We start from the raw sequence: 17,872 nt of genomic DNA, 5'->3' as shown, positions 1-17,872 counted from the left end.
CAGCCTATTTTTCGATGACTATTAAACAGGTGCTGTCCGGCAGCGCAACCGCGGTTCCACTTTCATCCAGCAGTTTTACTTTACCCTTCAGCGCTTCCGTGTATCCTTCCTGCAGGAAATGCCGGTTCTCAATAATTTTGGCCCCAGGTCCCAGCGTACGATGGATAAAAGCTATGTATTCACTCGGTGTAAAGTAACCGAATTGTTCCTGCACTTCATGCACATACGCTTCCTCGCCCCAAGTATAGGTATAGAGAAACTCCATCGCATCATTGACTGGCATAACCACTTTATCCGCCTCAACAACCTCATACTTAATCTCTCGTCCGGCAAAATCCTTTGCATACCGTTCGAGATACGCCATATCCCCGTTCTGCAAAAAGTGAATTGTTCGCTTTTGCTCGACAGGCTCTGTCATAATCCCATCGCGAATCACGATTCTCCCGCCAGGCGAAAGAACATCGTAAGCGCTGCGCAGTGCCGCCGCAATGGTCGCATGGTTGAATTTTCTCCCATCATAAGGGATGTAGGAGTAAAGTTCATGTAGGATGGAGGAAAAGATGACCGTATCAATGGTTCCTTGTTCAACATACTGCTTCAGATCAAGCGCGTCCCCTTTTAGAACCGTCCATTGATGACCTTCCAGCTGCTTCTTGCGCTCCAGCGCCTCGATCACGTTTGAGGAAATATCAATCCCAATGGGATGCTTGTCCGGCAAATACTGTTCAATCAGATCGAGCATGACGCCACCGCCCGGACCGATATCGACAACACGCTTCCCAACGACGTAGTCCAGCATCAACTTCTTATAATCTGCCGTCTGATTCATTGTGGTCAAATAATCTTCTTCATTGTGAAAACGGTCGTAGGCATCTCGCCGCAATTCAAACAGATCGAATAGCAGCAGTACAGCCTTTTCATATAACGGGGACTTCTCGGCTTCTACGCAGAATTCAATCAGCTTCTCAGCAGCAGGGGAAAATTGGCATGTAAAAAACACGGTATCCGCAAGCTGAGATTTCCGCTCAATGAGGTGCTTCAAGTGGCCGTTGCTCCACGCCAGTTTTCCTTCGGCTATTTCTTCCCACGTCATCTCATCCACATATTTTTCGATCATCCGTTTCTTGTAGACGTTGACTTTCTTACTGCCTTTGTAATCGTAATACAAGATTTCCTTCGGCTATTTCTTCCCACGTCATCTCATCCACATATTTTTCGATCATCCGTTTCTTGTAGACGTTGACTTTCTTACTGCCTTTGTAATCGTAATACAAGATATTCATGAAGGGCTCAAAGCTGATATGGCGGACTGAACCCCCTTCACGGCAGGCCTCTTGGATAATCAGAAATACACGAACCATCTGCCTTAATGTAAAATCCTGAAAAGCCGCTTCTACATACCATAAGGTTGTCGCTTCCAAAAAAGCCCCTAAACCATCTAGCAGATCAGGTGCTTCATCCAAAATCCTCTGATAGTCCCGCTCGAAATTTTCACCTTTTCGGATAGAGTTGCCGCGTAATTTAGCCAACCTGTCTTTCAATGAAATCTCTGGTTTCAATGCTCCTAATAAAATCTTCTCAATCAACGACCTTACTTGACTGCTGACCGAAAGCCAAAGCTCTTCCGAAACAGCCGCAATGATGCACTCGTTCAGCGCCAGAAGCAAATCCCTTAACTCATCTGCCGATAACAAGCGATCTTCCACTAATTGGGTTAACGGAGCGTGTTCCCGCAGTGGGACTTCCCCTCGAATCGTCTGTCCAATGAGCCCGTGCGTATAGATTAACGTATGTATCACAGCCGATTTATCACTTGAATTCCCAGCATGAAGCTTGTACAGTTGGGCGGAGCCTTGATTATGTACATAGAGATGAATCCCTTGATTCTGCCACGTGAAGCGATCCCTCAGAGTACCTCCTTTAGAGACCTCAGACCAGATCAATACTTCTTCCAACACTTCCTTCTTCCAAAAAGACAACCCAAGCTCGTCCAACCTGAGCAAGGTCCGCTGGACATAATCAAGAACAGGGTTCGCCTGAGCCAGCTCCTGGATCGACTGAATGCGCTCGAAGTTCACGATGCGCTCTTCCGCCGAAACCATGTAGGATAGCCATTTATGCTCAGAAGCTGCTGCGGTGTCCCCTGTTCGATAGTTGTGTATCAGTTCTAATGAACGGAGCATATCTATGTGTTTCCTCCTATAGGAAGTTGGTACTTAACAACAGTATAATCGATCATTGCTCGTCGGCATACAAATTCGCGTAATTGATGAGAATGGTCAAGAAACCAAGCACGACAAACAAGAAATAGGCCATCAACTCTACATAGAACACATTCGGAAAGAGAATAAAAATGGCACCAATCAACAGGCACAGCCAGTTCTGCCAGACCCGCTTCCCTGACTTCCCTAGAGCGAGCAGCGATCCCACGAATTGCACACTTCCAAGCAGCACACAGACAAAAAACGCATTCGTTTGAGCCTCAAATCCAAACACCCAGGGGCTGACCAAAAACCAGAGTCCCATGCACGCCGACAATCCATTTTTCAAATACATGGTCATCTTCCACCTCCTACAAGTTTTGGCAACGTAAAAGGAGATCTTTTACGAGATAATATAGTATACGCAAACGCTTTCAAATATGTGATATAGAAAAGCCTCCAGCTCACCCATTTATTTGGGCGGACTAGAGGCTTCGTGGTTATGAGCTTATGAATGAATTACTGTTCAATGTGTAAAACGCCGGCATCTCCTGTTTTCACTTCAGCTTTCAGAATGTCTGACACAAACTTGAGCGGCACATACAAGGTATCATTCTGAATGACCGGGGCTGCGCCCAAGGACACAGGTGCCATTTTCGCATAAAAATAGCTGTCTTTACCCACGGTCACACTCGTCCATTGCGCTCCTTTATGAAGCTCAGCCGCATACGTGGCTTGGTTCCAAGTTACTTCGTAACCAAGACCTTCTGCTACCTTACGGAATGGCACCAAGCTTACGCCTTCTGCACTCGTTATTTGGTCACCGGCAGCCAAATCCAAAGCCATTTTGGGAGCCGGCTCCGGTTTAACAGGAATGGTCAAATCCGCAGCTAGTGGAAACCGGAATTCCGGTGAACCCATCACGCCCGGTGCGATCGCATATTTCGGGAATACGACGACCGCTTCTCCCTTTTCCACATAAAAGCCCTGTGACTCTTCAATGCCCTTGAAATCGTCCTTAAAATAGTTCTCCGGATGCTCATCCATGGCCGCTCGAACTCCAGCATCTACGGTTTCTTTGTAACTGTCACCAAGCACATCCTGCAAGGTAACGCGCTGAGCTTCTTCACGGTTTAACACATTGTAGGTGTCAACGCGCGGCATGCCAGTTCCTCCAGTGGCTCCGTACGTCGTAATTTGCAGGGAGACAAGCCCCGCCGGGGAACCCGTGCCATCCGACTTCAACTCATAAATAATCGTGAGTTCATAGGGACGATACGTAAAACCTTTGGTTTTAGCATCAGCTGCAGCTTCATCCGCCTCTTTCTCCCAGTTCGTCAAATCTTCATTGGCATGGGACAAAAGAATATCGTTCAACTGCTCCTGATATTTCGTATCCAGCATCCCGGTAAGCTGAGGAACTTTGACATTCGTCTTCAAATTTTCCGTTTTGGAGGAAAGCACTACCTCTTTCAACTGAACCGCTGCGGCTTTGATGGCAATCGGTGTCACCTTCGCACTGATAGGAACAGCCGTCACTGTTTCTGCTGAAGCTGATCCAGCGGTTAGTACAGCACCGCTTACGCCAACCAGCACCGCACATCCGAGCACACTCATTTTCAACATGTTAAAAGGATTTTTTCTCATTTCACGTCACTCCTCATTCATTATGGTCTAGTCATCTGTGTTTGTTCTTACCTTCACGATAACAAGACGCACGAGCGAATGAAAAAGTCTGAACGTTTTATCATTTTAAAAGCAATTCAATAAAATCCACGACCTTGCCATTCATTGAACTGTTTTTTTGCCTAATCGACATTCCGCTTCCTGATGAGCTGCGTGTGAACTCAACAACTACCTGACGACCTGCATGAGTCACATCAATGTGCAGAACTCGCAGAGTTTCCCGGGGGAATTTGTACCTCATCTGCCAGATACTCTCCATTTATTGTCGCGGGCAGCCTGTTTCCTGTGTCGGCATCTCTTACAACCAAAGAGAGAGTACGCGCTTCTTTCGAAGAGTTGTTAATCGTAATGGCCAAGTCATCTTGATTTTCTTTCTTGATAAAAGAGAATTGTGATTTTGAACTGTTAACTAGACTCACAGAAGTGCACCTCCTAGTTGATGGAATTGTTTTGTTTTAATACAACGTATTTTGGCGATGGAGAACACCCAACGCCGCTAAAAATCCAGCGTTACTGAGACATTTGGCGGAGGGGGCATCCTCATAGGAGAGCTAAGCTGGCTGGCCACCTAGAGGAACTACAGGGCGCTATTCTAACAAATTAAGCCCGTTTCCGCGTTCAAGTGGAACTGCAGAGCCCTATTTGACCGGCTAATCCCGATTCCTTCAAGAAAACGGACAAATAGAGGACGTCAGTTCCCCTCCACGTGAAGAAGAGACTATTTCGATGAAATAGTTATGATGAACGCACAACAGCCCCTAATATTTGCTGAATCGTAGGCTAAACTGGTAATGAACAATCAATCCATACCAATCCAGAGCTAATAAGCAAAATAGGAGCTGTTAATATGAAGCATACCACAAAATTCATAGGTTTAGACGTATCTAAAGACAAGATTTCTGTTGCTGTTGCAGACGCTGGACGCGACGAACCTCGCTTCGTTGGGCACTTCCCTCATAAACTGGAGTTCGTAAAGAAAATAATGAGACAACTCGGCAATGCTGAAAACTTAGAAGTTTGTTACGAAGCTGGCCCAACGGGTTATGTACTCTTTCACTGGCTAACTGCGCTCGGTATTACTTGTAAAGTTATCGCCCCTTCCCTCATTCCAGTCCGGACAGGCGATCAAATTAAGACAGATAAACGAGATGCCCTTCGTCTTGCTACACTGTTTCGCGCGGGAGAACTAACAGCTGTGCACGTACCAACTCCTGAACAAGAAGCTCTTCGCGATCTTGTTCGCTCAAGAGAGGATGCGAAAGAGGATCTCCATCGAGATCGCCAGCGGGTATTAAAGTTACTTCTGCGGCGTCAAATTTCTCATCCACCTGCCATCAAAAATCGTTGGACACGAAATTACAGAGAGTGGTTGACCAGCTTGAAATGGGAAAGAGAATCTGATCAGCTCATGTTTCAAGAATATTTGCAGGCGATTCATGAATCCGAAAGTCGCCTTCAACGTCTGGAAGCGAGCATTATTCAATATGCTCAAAAAGGGGCTTTGGGTCCAGTCGTTAAAGCACTTCAGGTATTAAAAGGGGTAGCCATCATCTCGGCGCTTACGCTTGTTGCTGAAATAGGTTGTTTTACACGTTTCCGAAATCCTGCCATGCTCATGGCTTACCTTGGCTTGGTCCCACGAGAGCATTCTACAGGACTTAGTACGCGAAGAGGAAGTATTACCAAGGCGGGTAATCGTGGAGTTCGTCGCACTTTGGTTGAATCAAGTTGGAGTTATCGTCATAAGCCATCGATAGGCAGGGAACTTAGAAAACGAATGGAAGGTCAGGAAGGCGAACTTCTGGCTGTCTCATGGAGAGCGCAAATACGGCTGAACAGCAAATACTGTAAACTTGTGTACCGTGGAAAAGAATCTAATGTAGCTGTAACAGCAGTTGCGCGAGAACTAGTCGGATTCATCTGGGAAATCGCGTGTAAAGTCGAACGATCTGTAACGGCCTAAAACCGACAACAGGGTTTAGAGTGCCCAGCCGACAGGCTGGGACAAGACATAGTCTTCAAATCATCCGAGCTGTCAAGGCTAAACGTTGCGCTTCGCGGCCTTGACAGTCGATACTTTAGCAGGAATAAGATACCTAAGTATGGTGAAACAAAAGCAATAATTGGGCCCAGGAGCAAAGTAGGGGTTGAAGAGAGTCCGTGTGAGGCCTTATGCACAACTATAGGTTTGCTAATAGCTGCGTGCGACAATAGTTTACAGGAAGCTCTTCTTAACGAAAGTCATTAACTGCGGTAACCAGCCCGCGAATATCAGGATGCTAGCCGTTGCTTGCATTTTGCTCCTGTGCCGAGTTATTTGCTTACAAAAAACACTCAATTACTCTCGTACTAAATTGGGGGCTTGACAGAGTGCGTTCATATCAGGGCTCTGTAGTTCCCCCTCAGGGAGGAACCGTTGGAGCGATAGCAGCGACAGTAACAGCTATGTTGTATTTTGCGCAACCATTTAGCCGTAAAAGGGCCTCACTTCGCCTCTATAGTGCACTTTGTACAACGATTGTTGCATTTAAACCGCTTACAATTCACCTTTCGCAACAAATAGTTGTATTTTGCGCAACGAAAGACCGCGATCGCGGTCTGACCCCACCATTACGTTGTATGTAATACAACGTAGCCCTTCAACTTTGCTGCACAGCCATCTTTACAACGAAAAATATTTGTTTGAATAAAAAAAACTTCCCTGAGACAGTCTCAGAGAAGTTCTATTAAACTAGCTTATGAATCCAGGTCTAAACACGGAAAGCCGTCACCACTTGATGCAGATCCTGAGCAATCGTCGATAGGTTTCTCGCCGAAGAGGTAATCTCCTCGGTGGAAGCCAGCTGCTCCTCCGTAGCAGCAGCTACAGACTGCGCTGTTCCTGATGTTTGCTGTGCGACAGAACCGACATTAGCCACTGTTGCGGCAATCTGCTCCGTGGAAGCAGCCATCTGTTGTGCAGCTGCAGCAGTTTCCTGGATTTTGCTCGCTACTTCCTGCGAAGCTGCTACGATCTGACCGAAGGCCATCTCGGCGCTGCCTACTTCTTTCAAGCCTTCCTGCACTTCCAGGAGTCCAGTGTTCATAACCCCCGCAGCGCGAACAGAATCCCTTTGAATGTTGGAGATGAGTTCAGAGATGTCACGCACGGATTCATCCGTTTGGGAGGCCAGCTTGCGAACCTCTCCCGCAACAACCGCAAATCCTTTGCCGCTCTCTCCGGCACGCGCAGCCTCAATTGCCGCGTTCAAAGCGAGCAAATTCGTTTGGGAAGCGATATTTCCAATCAGCGTCGAGATTTGCCCAATGCTCTGGGAGTGTCTCTCCAGCTCTTGTATGACCTGATTCGCCGAGTCAACCGAATGGCTGACCGCTTGCATTTTATAAACAACCCGCTCCATAGCGTGTGTGCCTTCCTCTGCCATTTGCGTTGCGGAAATGGACAGCTCTGATACATCCGAGGTCGTCTCTGCGATCCGTTGAATGCCGACCGACATTTCCTCCATCGCTCTGCCGCACTCCATCGAGCTTTGCGCTTGGATATCCGCACCGGTTGCGAATTCCTGCACAGCTGCCGCCACGTGCTGGGAAGCGGACGTATTTTGCTCCGAACTGGCAAATAACTGCTGGGAGGATGCTGCCACACTACCCGCAGCTTGCAGCATATGATGCACCGAATGGCGCAGATGGTCGACCATTTGATTCACGGAACCGGCCAAGTCGCCGATTTCATCTTTATTTTTCACGATAATGGGCTCCACGGTAAGATCGCCGTTCGCAATGCGGTTTAAAGCCTGTGACGTTTTGCGAACAGGTGTGGAGATATTGCTAACAAGTGCGTAACAAGCAGCCAGCATGAAGACGATCAATGCACCTAATACGATGAGTGAGATCATGACACTTTTTTGATACAGATTTTTATTTTCTTGATCCGCCAGCTTTCCGCCATCCTGGTTAAAGGTTACCATCTCGGCCATTGTTTTTTGCGCTTTGCCAAATGTAGTTGACAACGCCTGAAGGCTTTCGGCAGCTTCCTTCGTTTTCGTCGGATCAGCGGATAATTGTTTGTTTACCAAGAAGGCTGCTTTGAACTCTTCCCAGCTTTTGTTAAGCTCATTGAACTTGGTGGTATCATCGTCCCCGGAGAGACTTCCCTTATAGTTTTCTAACAATTTGTCGATTCCTGTCATCGCTTGAGCAATGCCTGCATCGAGAGGCTCATGTTTTTTGGGATCCGGTTCTAATTTTTTCTGATAATAGAGGGTTAAAATATGCTCCGAGTTAAAATGAATCTCATCAATGATTTGCACCCCTACCATCCAATTCGTAGCCATCTCCGCACTGTTGTCTTTGAGCACGCCCATCCGCGTCATATCAGTTAAACTTAACCCTGCGACCATGAGAAAAATAATTGCAAATACCATCATCATTTTCGATCTTACAGTAAAACGCATGATTGAAATCCCTCCAAGTAATGAATGAATGACCCCACAATGATGTATACTCAAATCATCCTGTTACCTATCATCATAAAACGAAATCGTTAAATGAATTACGTAATACAGTTATCAAAATTGTAAGTTTTCCTAACATTTTGATGAATCTTGACGATTTATGGAGGCTTCCGATGTCACTATCTTTACGTTTCAAGCTTGTTGCACTTCTTGTTCTCATCACTACTTTTTCATTAACGGTTGTAGGTTTTACGAATTACAAGCTTTCAAAAGATAAATTAATTGGGCAAATCAAAGCCCAATCCATCACTTCTGTCGCCAATTCCGCGCAAAATTTATATGACTTCCTGTCCATTCGCCTAGCCGAGGTTGAGATGATAAGTCGTGTTAGCGTCATGAAGAATGGAACTGTTCAGGAACGGTTGGCATACCTGACCCAAGAACTGCAAGCCGGGAACAATCGCTTTTTGGCAATGGGGGTGGCGGATCCGGATGGAAATCTTCTTCTTACCACGGGTCAAAAGCTGAATATCAAAGGTCAGCGGAGATTTGAAGAGGCTTTGCTAGGCAAAACTTATATCTCAGATCCCTATATTGGCGAAATTTCAGGCAAATATATTATTACCATTACCACTCCTGTTTGCGATGCAAACAAAGAAGTTACTAGCATCGTGGATATTTCACTAGACGCGGAAGCTACCTTTCGCGATCACCTGCATACGCCCCTTGAAGGGGTTCAGACCGTCATTGTGAACCATGAAGGAACCATCCTGTACCATACGGATGCCAGCAAAATTTTAAAACAGAATATTTTCAGCAACAACCCTTCATTGGCTTATGTCTTGGAAGAAGCATTTCAGCAGGATGCCGGCTATTTGGACCAATATTTGGATAACGGTAAAAGAGCGCAATGGTTCTATGCCCGTGTGCCCAATTTAAATTGGCATCTCGGTTATTCCATGCCGATGACGGTTTACCAGCAACCAGCCAGTTCATTGCTTTGGTGGACCGTTGGCTTAATCGCTGGAACCGCCGCGATCTTGTTCTTGCTGATTTGCTTAACGGCGGATTCGCTCATCATTTCACGGATTCAGCAAATTCTTCGCGTCACAGAATCTGTGGCTGCCGGCGACTTTTATATCAAGCCGCTCCAGTTTAAAAGCAAAGATGAGCTAGGCGCTCTTGCGCATTCCGTAAACGGTATGATTGAAAATCTGCGTGAACTTTTCGAACCGTTTGAAGCTTTCATTCAGCACAATCAATATGCAATGATCGTCACGGACCCTCATTTTACAATCAATCACCTGAACCGCCGGGCGACCGAACTTCTTGGCTATACGTTCACGGATGTACATAAAAAAGCTACCCCTCTGATATGGTTGAATCACGATCAGCTAGTTGAAAGAGCCGCCAAATACACGATTGAGCTCGGAGAATTTGTGCCTGCCGATTGCACAGCACTCGTGATTCGTTCGCTTCGCCATCTGAAAGAAGATAGCGAATGGATATGGCATCATAAAGATGGAACCCGCCTATTTGTCCAATTGAGTGTCAGCGCTATTTCGCATCCGGGGGGCGATCTCAAAGGTTACGTCATCATTGCCCGCGATATCAGCGACATTAAAGAAAGCAATGAAACGAAGATGCGGCTGCTTACCATTGTAGAAAGCGCGCGGGACGCCATCCTTTCTTTTGATCAGCAAGGCTACATTTTCTATATGAATCAAGCAGGTAAAAATTTAATTGGCTTAGAGAATGAACAAACGGCCAAATATCATTTCAGCGAGTACGTGGATATCCGAAGTGATGTCGATCTCGAAGAGGGGCTTCTTACCGCAATAAGCGAAGGGTTCTGGGAATTCGAAGCGGAAGCGTTAACGAAAGAGCAGCGACGGATTTTCATCTCCGTGACGGTCGTTCCCCATACGCCTGCCGAAAAGGGAGAACGCTACTTCTCCGCCATCTCGCGGGATATTACAGACCAAATGTTAGCCAAAGATGAGCTGATCCTGGCGAAACAGGAGGCTGATGATGCCAACCTGACCAAAGGCATTTTCCTTGCGCGGATGAGCCATGAAATTCGAACACCGCTCAATGGCATCGTCGGATTATCCTATTTGATGGAACGAACCGCGATGACTCCGCTGCAGAAGGATTATATGGCCAAGATCACCAAATCCTCGCTTTCTTTATCGCAAATCATAAGCGACATCTTGGACTTCTCCAAGCTGGAGGTGGACAAGCTGGCCATTGAACATCATGCCTTCCTGCTGGATGATACGATTGACCGCGTATGCGAAACGCTTAGTGTGCTGCTTGGTCATAAGTCGGTCGATTTTATTTGTGATATTGATGAGCGAGTGCCGCTTGGCCTCATCGGCGATTCCTTGCGCCTGTATCAGGTTCTCTTGAACTTAACCAGCAACGCGATTAAATTCACAGAACAAGGAACCGTCACACTGCGCGTCCATGTCCAGGAGCTTCAGGAAGATCGAGTTTCTATCGGTTTTACGATCAGCGATACAGGGATTGGCATGAATGATGAACAGCTCGCCAAACTGTTCCAGCCTTTCGTTCAGGCTGATGAAGTCACGAGCCGCAAATTCGGGGGAACAGGGCTTGGACTCGTCATTTCCAAGAGCATCATTGATAATATGGGCGGCTCCATTGAAGCCTCCAGCGAGCCTGGCTTGGGCAGTGTATTCCGCGTCAGCATTCCTTTTGCTTTAACCTTGCAAACGACGAAGTCACAGACCCGCTTCCCGCTCCGCGCCTTTCTTGTGGAAGATCATCCCGAACTGCACCGCGTGCTGCTGCAAACGCTGGCATCTATGTGTTCGGAAGCGGCAGGTGTTTACTCCTGGAAGGAAGCAAGGAAAGCTATCGAGCTTATTCCACTGGATTTGGTTCTGCTTGATATGGAGGCTTTTGACATGTATGGGGAAGAAGTGTGGTTGGACATGCTGGAGACCTGTAATCGGAACAACTTGAAAACGATTATTTATACAACCTTGCCGGGCCGGGATGCCTTGGAGCAGCTGCCTGCGGAGGCCGCACCGCACGCGATTTTGGTCAAGCCGGTTTCCCGGAGCGTTCTATACCAAACCCTGCAAACAATCACAGGCAGTTATGCATCCGATGTTGTCGCCCAGACTTCTGAAGCCGGAAAACTTGAAAGTGAAGAAGCTTGGCCATCCTTTCCGCGAATTCTGCTTGTCGAGGATAATGACATCAATCAGACCGTGGCTCGCTCCCTTTTGGAAAGTATGAATGGTGTTGTTCAAGTAGCTTCTAATGGTTTCGAAGCTTTGCAGCACCTGGAAACCTCGGATTACCAATTAATCCTGATGGATATCCATATGCCTGATCTTGATGGCATTGAAACTGCGAAACGCATTCGGCTTCAGCCCAAATGGCGGCACATTCCCATTATTGCCGTCACCGCCGACTCTACCCTGGAGAAGCGTCTAGCTTGCATTCGCGCTGGCATGAATGAGGTCATCTCCAAGCCGATCATTCCTGATCGCTTATTTGCCGCTGTGAGCACTTGTTTAAGCTTGAGCGGAAAAATGGCGGCACCCGGACTCGATAGGGAGGAAGCGCTGGAACGGCTGCTTGGCAAAACCGACATTTATCATCAAATGCTGAGGAAATTTCATGCACAGTCCCAAGATTTGATTGAGCAGTTAACAACAACTATCCAACAAATCAAATATGAGGATGCCCTGCATCTCCTGCATACATTGCGCGGTTCATCAAGCAACCTGTCCGCAAATCGCGTGTACGCCGCGGCAACTGCGCTCGAAGAGACGTTGAAACAGTCCACTCCTCTGGATGAATCCAAAACCATCCTGATTCAAAATCAGGTGCAATCCCTGGCGATCGCTTTGGAAGAGGTCTTTCACACCATCCAAAAATTGCTGCTTGATTGAAAAATGTGCGGTTTTATGTCACTATATGCATAGGGCTCCTGCTGACAGGAGCATGTATTTTATATGTATAGGTGGTTTAAGATCATGACAGAACAAAGCGCTCCATACCGCATTTTGTTGTATTATAAATTCGTTAATGTGATAGATCATGAAGCATTAGCTCGAGAGCATCTGGCTTTTTGCAAAAAGCTCGGCGTCAAAGGCCGTATTCTGATCGCCCCGGAAGGCATCAACGGCACCCTCTCCGGAACCGTGGAACAAACCGACGCTTACATCGCCATGATGAACCAAATGCCTCTTTTTAAAGATATGGTCTACAAAATTGATGAGAGCGAAGGACATGCTTTCAAAAAGCTGTTCGTTCGTCCTAAAAAAGAGCTCGTCACCTTCCGTCTCGAAGAAGATGTGAATCCGAATGAGTTGACGGGCACGCATTTGAAGCCCAAAGATTTCTATGAAAAGCTTCAACAAGAAGATGTTATCGTCCTCGACGGGCGCAACCATTACGAGTACGAAATCGGGCACTTCCGTGGCGCCATTCGTCCCGAAGTAGAAACAACACGCGAATTCCCGGAATGGATTCGCAACAATCTTCAAGAATTTAAGAACAAGCCGATTCTCACTTATTGCACTGGCGGTATTCGTTGCGAGAAGTTGTCCGGTTTTCTGATTCAAGAGGGCTTCACAGATGTTTACCAGCTCGATGGCGGCATTGTCACTTACGGGAAAGATGAAGACGTGAAGGGCCGTCTTTTTGACGGTAAATGTTACGTGTTTGATGAGCGAATCTCGGTTCCTATCAACCGTACGGACGAGGATATCATTGTAGGCAAATGCTACCACTGTGGCAAACCTGAAGATCGCTACATCAACTGTGCGAACGATTTGTGCCATCTGAAGCACGTATGCTGTGAAGCTTGCGAAGAAGAGCATAACAGCTTCTGCTCCAAGGAATGTGAAGAGAAGACGCTTAGTTCGTTAGAGGCTTAATCCGAATAAAATGAGGCATGTCCATGGTCATTGGATGACTGGGGACAGCCTCTTTTTTATTGCAGCTGCTGGGTTAGCGGGAAAAACTCCAGTTATTTCAACAAATTTCAGCTTTAAACAACAAATAACTGGAAAAAATACCGTTACTCCAGTCCAACTCCCCTACTTCCTGGCTCAATCGTCCGCATTAACAGGAGAAATTCCATTTATTCACTCTATTAACGGCATGACTCAATGAAATAGCGGTAGTATTTCCCGTTAATCCAAAAAAAAGAGACATATCCCTCGGTCATTGGATGACTACGGGAACAGCCTCTTTACTAGTGCCGAGCGGATGAAAATTTGGCATTTTGGAGGGGAGCAGGGGCATTGGATGTGATCTGTGGCAAACCTAATATACTTAAAAGATTTAACGGAAGTACACTGCTCATTTTGGTTTTAACGTCTGACAGACTGTACTTTTTTTGCACTTCCTAAAATTTGGAAGAAGACACTTCCAACATCATTCATTTCAGTTGAGACGGAGGCGCCTTCATAAACAGATGCATGAAATTATGGTTTTTCTGTAATGGTGTAAACGCCATTAACAGATGTGTTAAAGGTATAGGCAACCTCATTGGTATGTCTCGTAGTACCTTGTGTTGCAGCGACCGTATTGCCGTTTTGGTCCTTGACAACGATACCATTCGGCCATGGTGATACCAAGGTTAACGATTTACCGGCGTCGCTGATGATTTCGGCCGACAGCACTTTGCCGTTTTTCAGTTCACTGGAAACACGGAATGCGTTCTTCGCACGCAAAGTGACGAATTTGGCGTCAACGTTTTTGCTCCATGCCGGGAATAGGCGCATTTCGTACGTTCCTCCCGAAATGTCATTCAATTCGTTCTGCAGCAGCATGCTGTTGACACTTTCCAACGCACCGCTGTTTTCATAAGAGGCTCCGCTATCGTAGAACTTCTTGCTGTTATAGATCATATTCAGCGTTTTATGGAACCGATCAGTTAATAGATCTGCATCAACCCCTATTCTTGCTGCAATGGTGTATGATTTGGAGAAACCATTCAGTGTGCCGCCATTGAAATGCGGATTCAGAAAATCACCATAATCGAAGGTATCTTTCGCAATTTGAAGAAGCGCAGGGTCTGAACCTTTGTTGATTAATTCACTCGGATGAACCGAGCCTTCCATGACAACAGGTTGGTTGTTATTCGAGATGTAAGCAGCCCATGGTAAATCATAGTATTTTACCTGAATAGGATTTGCGCTCTCAACACCGCCTACAAAAATCTCCTTATTGTGGTTAAAACCAAGCTGGGCTAATAGATTTACAGTCGTCGGATTGTTCGTGCTTGTAGGAATTGGAGACAGATTCGCAAGTATTTCCTGACATTTCGCAATCAAGTCCGCGTCTACATTCAAGTGCTGCGCCATTTCCATAAAATCTCTGAATGTTGAGCGGATATACCCCATATCCATGGAGGCATTGATGTTCCATCCCCCCTCGTTATTCGCACTATTATATACCCAATATTTGCCGTCTTCCTTTTTCACTACAAAATCACAGTAAAATTGCACCACTTGTTTAATCGCAGGATAAATAAACCTCTTCAAATCTTCGTCATCTCTGTTGTACAGCCAATCCCATTCCAATGCCCGGGTGAACAAAGCGACGTTCGTCTTTTGGTCACTTGATAATTGAGGGATTCTCTCGCTTGCAACCGGCGCAGGATCCAACTTCCCGTAATAGGCCATTATCGGCAACGTATGTCTGTCGGCCTGAGTGCCTTGATAACCTCTCGCGGCCGTTCTTTGCTGCTCAAAGGTCAATGAATTCACAGCATCCGCATAATAGGGCTGAAGCATATCCGTCCGGTTACTGGAATGCACCCCGTAGAATGGCGCTTCATAGTTATAGTTCAAGACCGCATGCCCATCGGCCGCTGAATTATCATTCGTGTTGAACAGGCCGTTTAAACCTCCGACCACATTCGGCTGCTCAGCCCAATCCGGCGTTTGACGAATAGCGCAACCTAAAATATAAAGCGTGGTGTAGTAGTAGTCCTGTATGACCGAATCGCTTAACTTCACATAGGATTTGAGCCAATAATTTTTCCACCAGTTCAGATGATAGGTGCGTGCTGTATCGATCGAGGCTTCCGTTATCGCATTTAGTTTCTGTAGAGCGGTATTTTTCACTGTCGCTATATCTTTGGTGACGAGGATCGAACCGGTTCCTATCGGCGCTTTCAGTCCGCTGTGCGTATACAGCACAGTACCGATTTTTGCCGTCTCTCCAGGATTCAGCGTCAACATAATGACGTTGCCCGCTCCCATTTGATAGTTACCCTTAATCACTTTGGTTGCTGTTGCTCCGCGGAATACAAATCCGGTTTCGTTATCTCGGGTCAACCAAATCGCATTGCCGTCAGTTCCCGTTGCATTGACGACTCCATCCGTTGTCGGACTGCTCAATTCGATTTTCACTTTCTGCGGACCTGCCGCACTGCTATCCAAGGTAACATTCGTAAACATGGCATTCTGATCGTCCGCGACCCAGGTCTTGTAACTGACCAAATTGCTGTTATATTCCATTTTACTGCGGATTTCAGCATTCAAAATATCGCGTTCATGCGAGAAACGTCCATTATCTGTCTTAGAGGGATTGATCACATTAGCGCCGTTATTATACAAATTTATATCCGTAATGCGCGCAGAAGTCATATCTTTTGGGAAATGCAGTGTGGCATATTGCGGGTCTACAGGTGTCGTTGTGTATACCCTTAAATATTTGGCAGTAATCGGTGCAGCAAAATCAAACGTATTGGTATAAACAGACGAATACACACTGCCCGTTACACTTTTGATTGTCGTCCAATTCGTTCCATTATTTGAAGTCTGAATATCGTAGTTATAGAGGTTATACTTCGCTTCATCTGGAAAAAGCACGCTATGATGCTTGAGTTCAATCTTGTTAAACGTAAATGGTTCTCTTCCTTGAACTTTGATCCACTTTTCCAGTGGGCGCGGCCCGAAGGTTTGCGAATCTTTTTGCGTATAGGATATCCACTCCGTCCCCTCATTGGAATCAAATGCGTAGGCTGGACTATAATTTTGTGGATTCGCCTCATTATCTTTCTGGTTATTCACCAAAACAGAGTTGGAAGAGTCAAAAGTAAAAGGGGCCGGCGGACTCGGAGGCGTTGGAACAATTGGATCACCGTTTGCAAATGTCAAACGGGCATTCATAATTTTTTTGCCACCCCAGGCATTACCGCTGGCCAGGAAATAGCTTTGTTGATTTTTTTGGGCATCGGAGACAACGCCAAAAGTACCATTGCCCATCAACATACCCGAAGTCATATACTTACCGTTAATAACCGTATCAACTGGAGTCGTTTGCTTAGCCGTAAGTCCAGACAAAAGTGTGTTCAATTCCGGCCAATTCACATTTGCGGAAGCTGGGACGATACTCATTGTCGTTTCATTGCTTTCCGAAGGAAGCGCAACACTATTTCCGGCAAAATCAGCTTTCACCATGTAAGTACCTACGTCTATCGGAGGCGCATTTCTCCATGTCGCACCGGGTGTAAGCGCTTTATATTTGTAAATATAAGGTACTTGAATGGGATACGATACAGCCCCTGTCATCGGAACATTTACACCCGTATAGGTGAAAGATTTGCTCTCCAGTGTCAGGTTGACGGTTGCTTTGGTTATCGTGAGAACGGCGACACTGCTCTCCGCACTGCTATACGTGTCATTTCCAGCAAATACAGCTTTTACATCATACTGGCCTATTTGGGAGGGGGCCGTTTCCGTAAAAGCTTCTGTTACGCCATGTTTTTTATACAGGTACTTCAATGGAACTTGCAAATAATCAACCCCGCCCTTATAGGCGATCGGAACGTTTGCGCCATCCGTGTACCAATTGACCGGTTCGCCGGTATAGCCGATTGTCCGATTATTCAAGGTAATCACTGGCGTCTTATTATACAATGTGCTTACGGCATCGCTGCTGCTGAAGAGTTCGACTTCGGCCAGACGGGCTTCACTGCTGCCTTCAGATCCGGCTTGCTCCGGTGTAACATAATCCACTTTAAAATAACGAGCCGTAACCGGCGATGTCAGCGTACGCTGCGTGACATCATAGATGTTATTATCTACTTGATCCACTTGCGTCCAATTGACATCATCCGTGCTTACGCTAACTTTGAAACTTTTAGCATTTAAAATCTTATCACCGTGTACGCCATAATGGTGAAGCACATACTTGGATATCGTTTTTACCGCGGGAAGCTGAATCTTCAACCAATGTGGCCTCACATTATGGTTGGATGTCCAAGTAGAGCTGTCTCCCGACACGCTTCCGTCTATCGTTCTACTCGCATACATTTTATTCCACTCACTGCTCGCCGTTGCCACAACACCCGGAAGCCTAGTCAAGGATGGCTCATTCGGTGCAGCAAATCCAATCGGGATTTGCACAGATGCGAACATACAGGCCGCCAACACACCGGCGATTGTTTTTCTAATGAACATAATATAACCTCCTCTATTTGGATTTTTGCTTAGTCTAAACCCGCAAGCTAGCATGTCTCAGAAGCCA

At 46.4% G+C, this 17,872-nt stretch carries 8 protein-coding genes and 1 pseudogene; 3 read left to right on the top strand and 6 right to left on the bottom strand.

All coding sequences use genetic code 11. From position 1 onward, the window contains the following. Nucleotides 1-4: 4 nt before the first annotated feature. The 4 genes and pseudogenes from ACKTT9_RS08525 to ACKTT9_RS08510 form a co-directional block, all read right to left on the bottom strand. Nucleotides 5-2,183, bottom strand: a pseudogene (locus ACKTT9_RS08525) (class I SAM-dependent methyltransferase). A 52-nt stretch (nt 2,184-2,235) separates the two neighbouring features. Beyond that, entirely contained in the window at nt 2,236-2,562 is a 327-nt protein-coding gene (locus ACKTT9_RS08520) for an SPW repeat protein (RefSeq protein ID WP_127456706.1), read from the bottom strand. Nucleotides 2,563-2,720: 158 nt separating this feature from the next. After that, nucleotides 2,721-3,848 (bottom strand): stalk domain-containing protein, encoded by a 1,128-nt coding sequence (locus ACKTT9_RS08515; protein ID WP_407871214.1) that lies wholly within the window; start codon nt 3,846-3,848, stop codon nt 2,721-2,723. A gap of 233 nt (nt 3,849-4,081) precedes the next feature. Then, complete coding sequence (locus ACKTT9_RS08510) at nt 4,082-4,306, bottom strand: hypothetical protein (protein WP_407871213.1); 225 nt, start codon at nt 4,304-4,306, stop codon at nt 4,082-4,084. 428 nt (nt 4,307-4,734) lie between these two features. On the opposite strand from ACKTT9_RS08510, the gene ACKTT9_RS08505 reads away from it, so the two are divergent. Further along, nucleotides 4,735-5,850 (top strand): IS110 family transposase, encoded by a 1,116-nt coding sequence (locus ACKTT9_RS08505; protein WP_407869224.1) that lies wholly within the window; start codon nt 4,735-4,737, stop codon nt 5,848-5,850. 787 nt (nt 5,851-6,637) lie between these two features. Here ACKTT9_RS08505 and ACKTT9_RS08500 read toward each other — a convergent pair. Beyond that, nucleotides 6,638-8,341, bottom strand: coding sequence for a methyl-accepting chemotaxis protein (locus ACKTT9_RS08500; RefSeq protein ID WP_407871212.1), 1,704 nt, complete (start codon nt 8,339-8,341; stop codon nt 6,638-6,640). A gap of 173 nt (nt 8,342-8,514) precedes the next feature. On the opposite strand from ACKTT9_RS08500, the gene ACKTT9_RS08495 reads away from it, so the two are divergent. Continuing rightward, a complete protein-coding gene (locus ACKTT9_RS08495) occupies nt 8,515-12,273 on the top strand; it encodes a response regulator (protein ID WP_407871211.1) in 3,759 nt (1,252 codons plus the stop codon). Nucleotides 12,274-12,357: 84 nt separating this feature from the next. Continuing rightward, the gene (locus tag ACKTT9_RS08490; protein ID WP_407871210.1) at nt 12,358-13,263 is read left to right on the top strand and encodes a rhodanese-related sulfurtransferase; all 906 of its coding nucleotides are present in this window, start codon (nt 12,358-12,360) and stop codon (nt 13,261-13,263) included. Between the two features lie 552 nt (nt 13,264-13,815). Here the strand turns inward: ACKTT9_RS08490 and ACKTT9_RS08485 are convergent. Continuing rightward, entirely contained in the window at nt 13,816-17,805 is a 3,990-nt protein-coding gene (locus ACKTT9_RS08485) for a discoidin domain-containing protein (protein WP_407871209.1), read from the bottom strand. Nucleotides 17,806-17,872: the final 67 nt, after the last annotated feature.

The sequence above is a fragment of the Paenibacillus sp. P36 genome (assembly GCF_045866505.1).
Lineage (GTDB): Bacteria > Bacillota > Bacilli > Paenibacillales > NBRC-103111 > Paenibacillus_E > Paenibacillus_E chondroitinus.
This window is presented reverse-complemented; position numbering and strand designations above follow the sequence as displayed.

Excerpts from the sequence above, each read along its gene's own strand:
- ACKTT9_RS08490 (WP_407871210.1), top strand. The coding sequence starts at position 12,358 with ATGACAGAACAAAGCGCTCCATACCGCATTTTGTTGTATTATAAATTC.
- ACKTT9_RS08500 (WP_407871212.1), bottom strand. The coding sequence starts at position 8,341 with ATGCGTTTTACTGTAAGATCGAAAATGATGATGGTATTTGCAATTATT.
- ACKTT9_RS08515 (WP_407871214.1), bottom strand. The coding sequence starts at position 3,848 with ATGAGAAAAAATCCTTTTAACATGTTGAAAATGAGTGTGCTCGGATGT.
- ACKTT9_RS08520 (WP_127456706.1), bottom strand. The coding sequence starts at position 2,562 with ATGACCATGTATTTGAAAAATGGATTGTCGGCGTGCATGGGACTCTGG.
- ACKTT9_RS08505 (WP_407869224.1), top strand. The coding sequence starts at position 4,735 with ATGAAGCATACCACAAAATTCATAGGTTTAGACGTATCTAAAGACAAG.
- ACKTT9_RS08485 (WP_407871209.1), bottom strand. The coding sequence starts at position 17,805 with ATGTTCATTAGAAAAACAATCGCCGGTGTGTTGGCGGCCTGTATGTTC.
- ACKTT9_RS08495 (WP_407871211.1), top strand. The coding sequence starts at position 8,515 with ATGTCACTATCTTTACGTTTCAAGCTTGTTGCACTTCTTGTTCTCATC.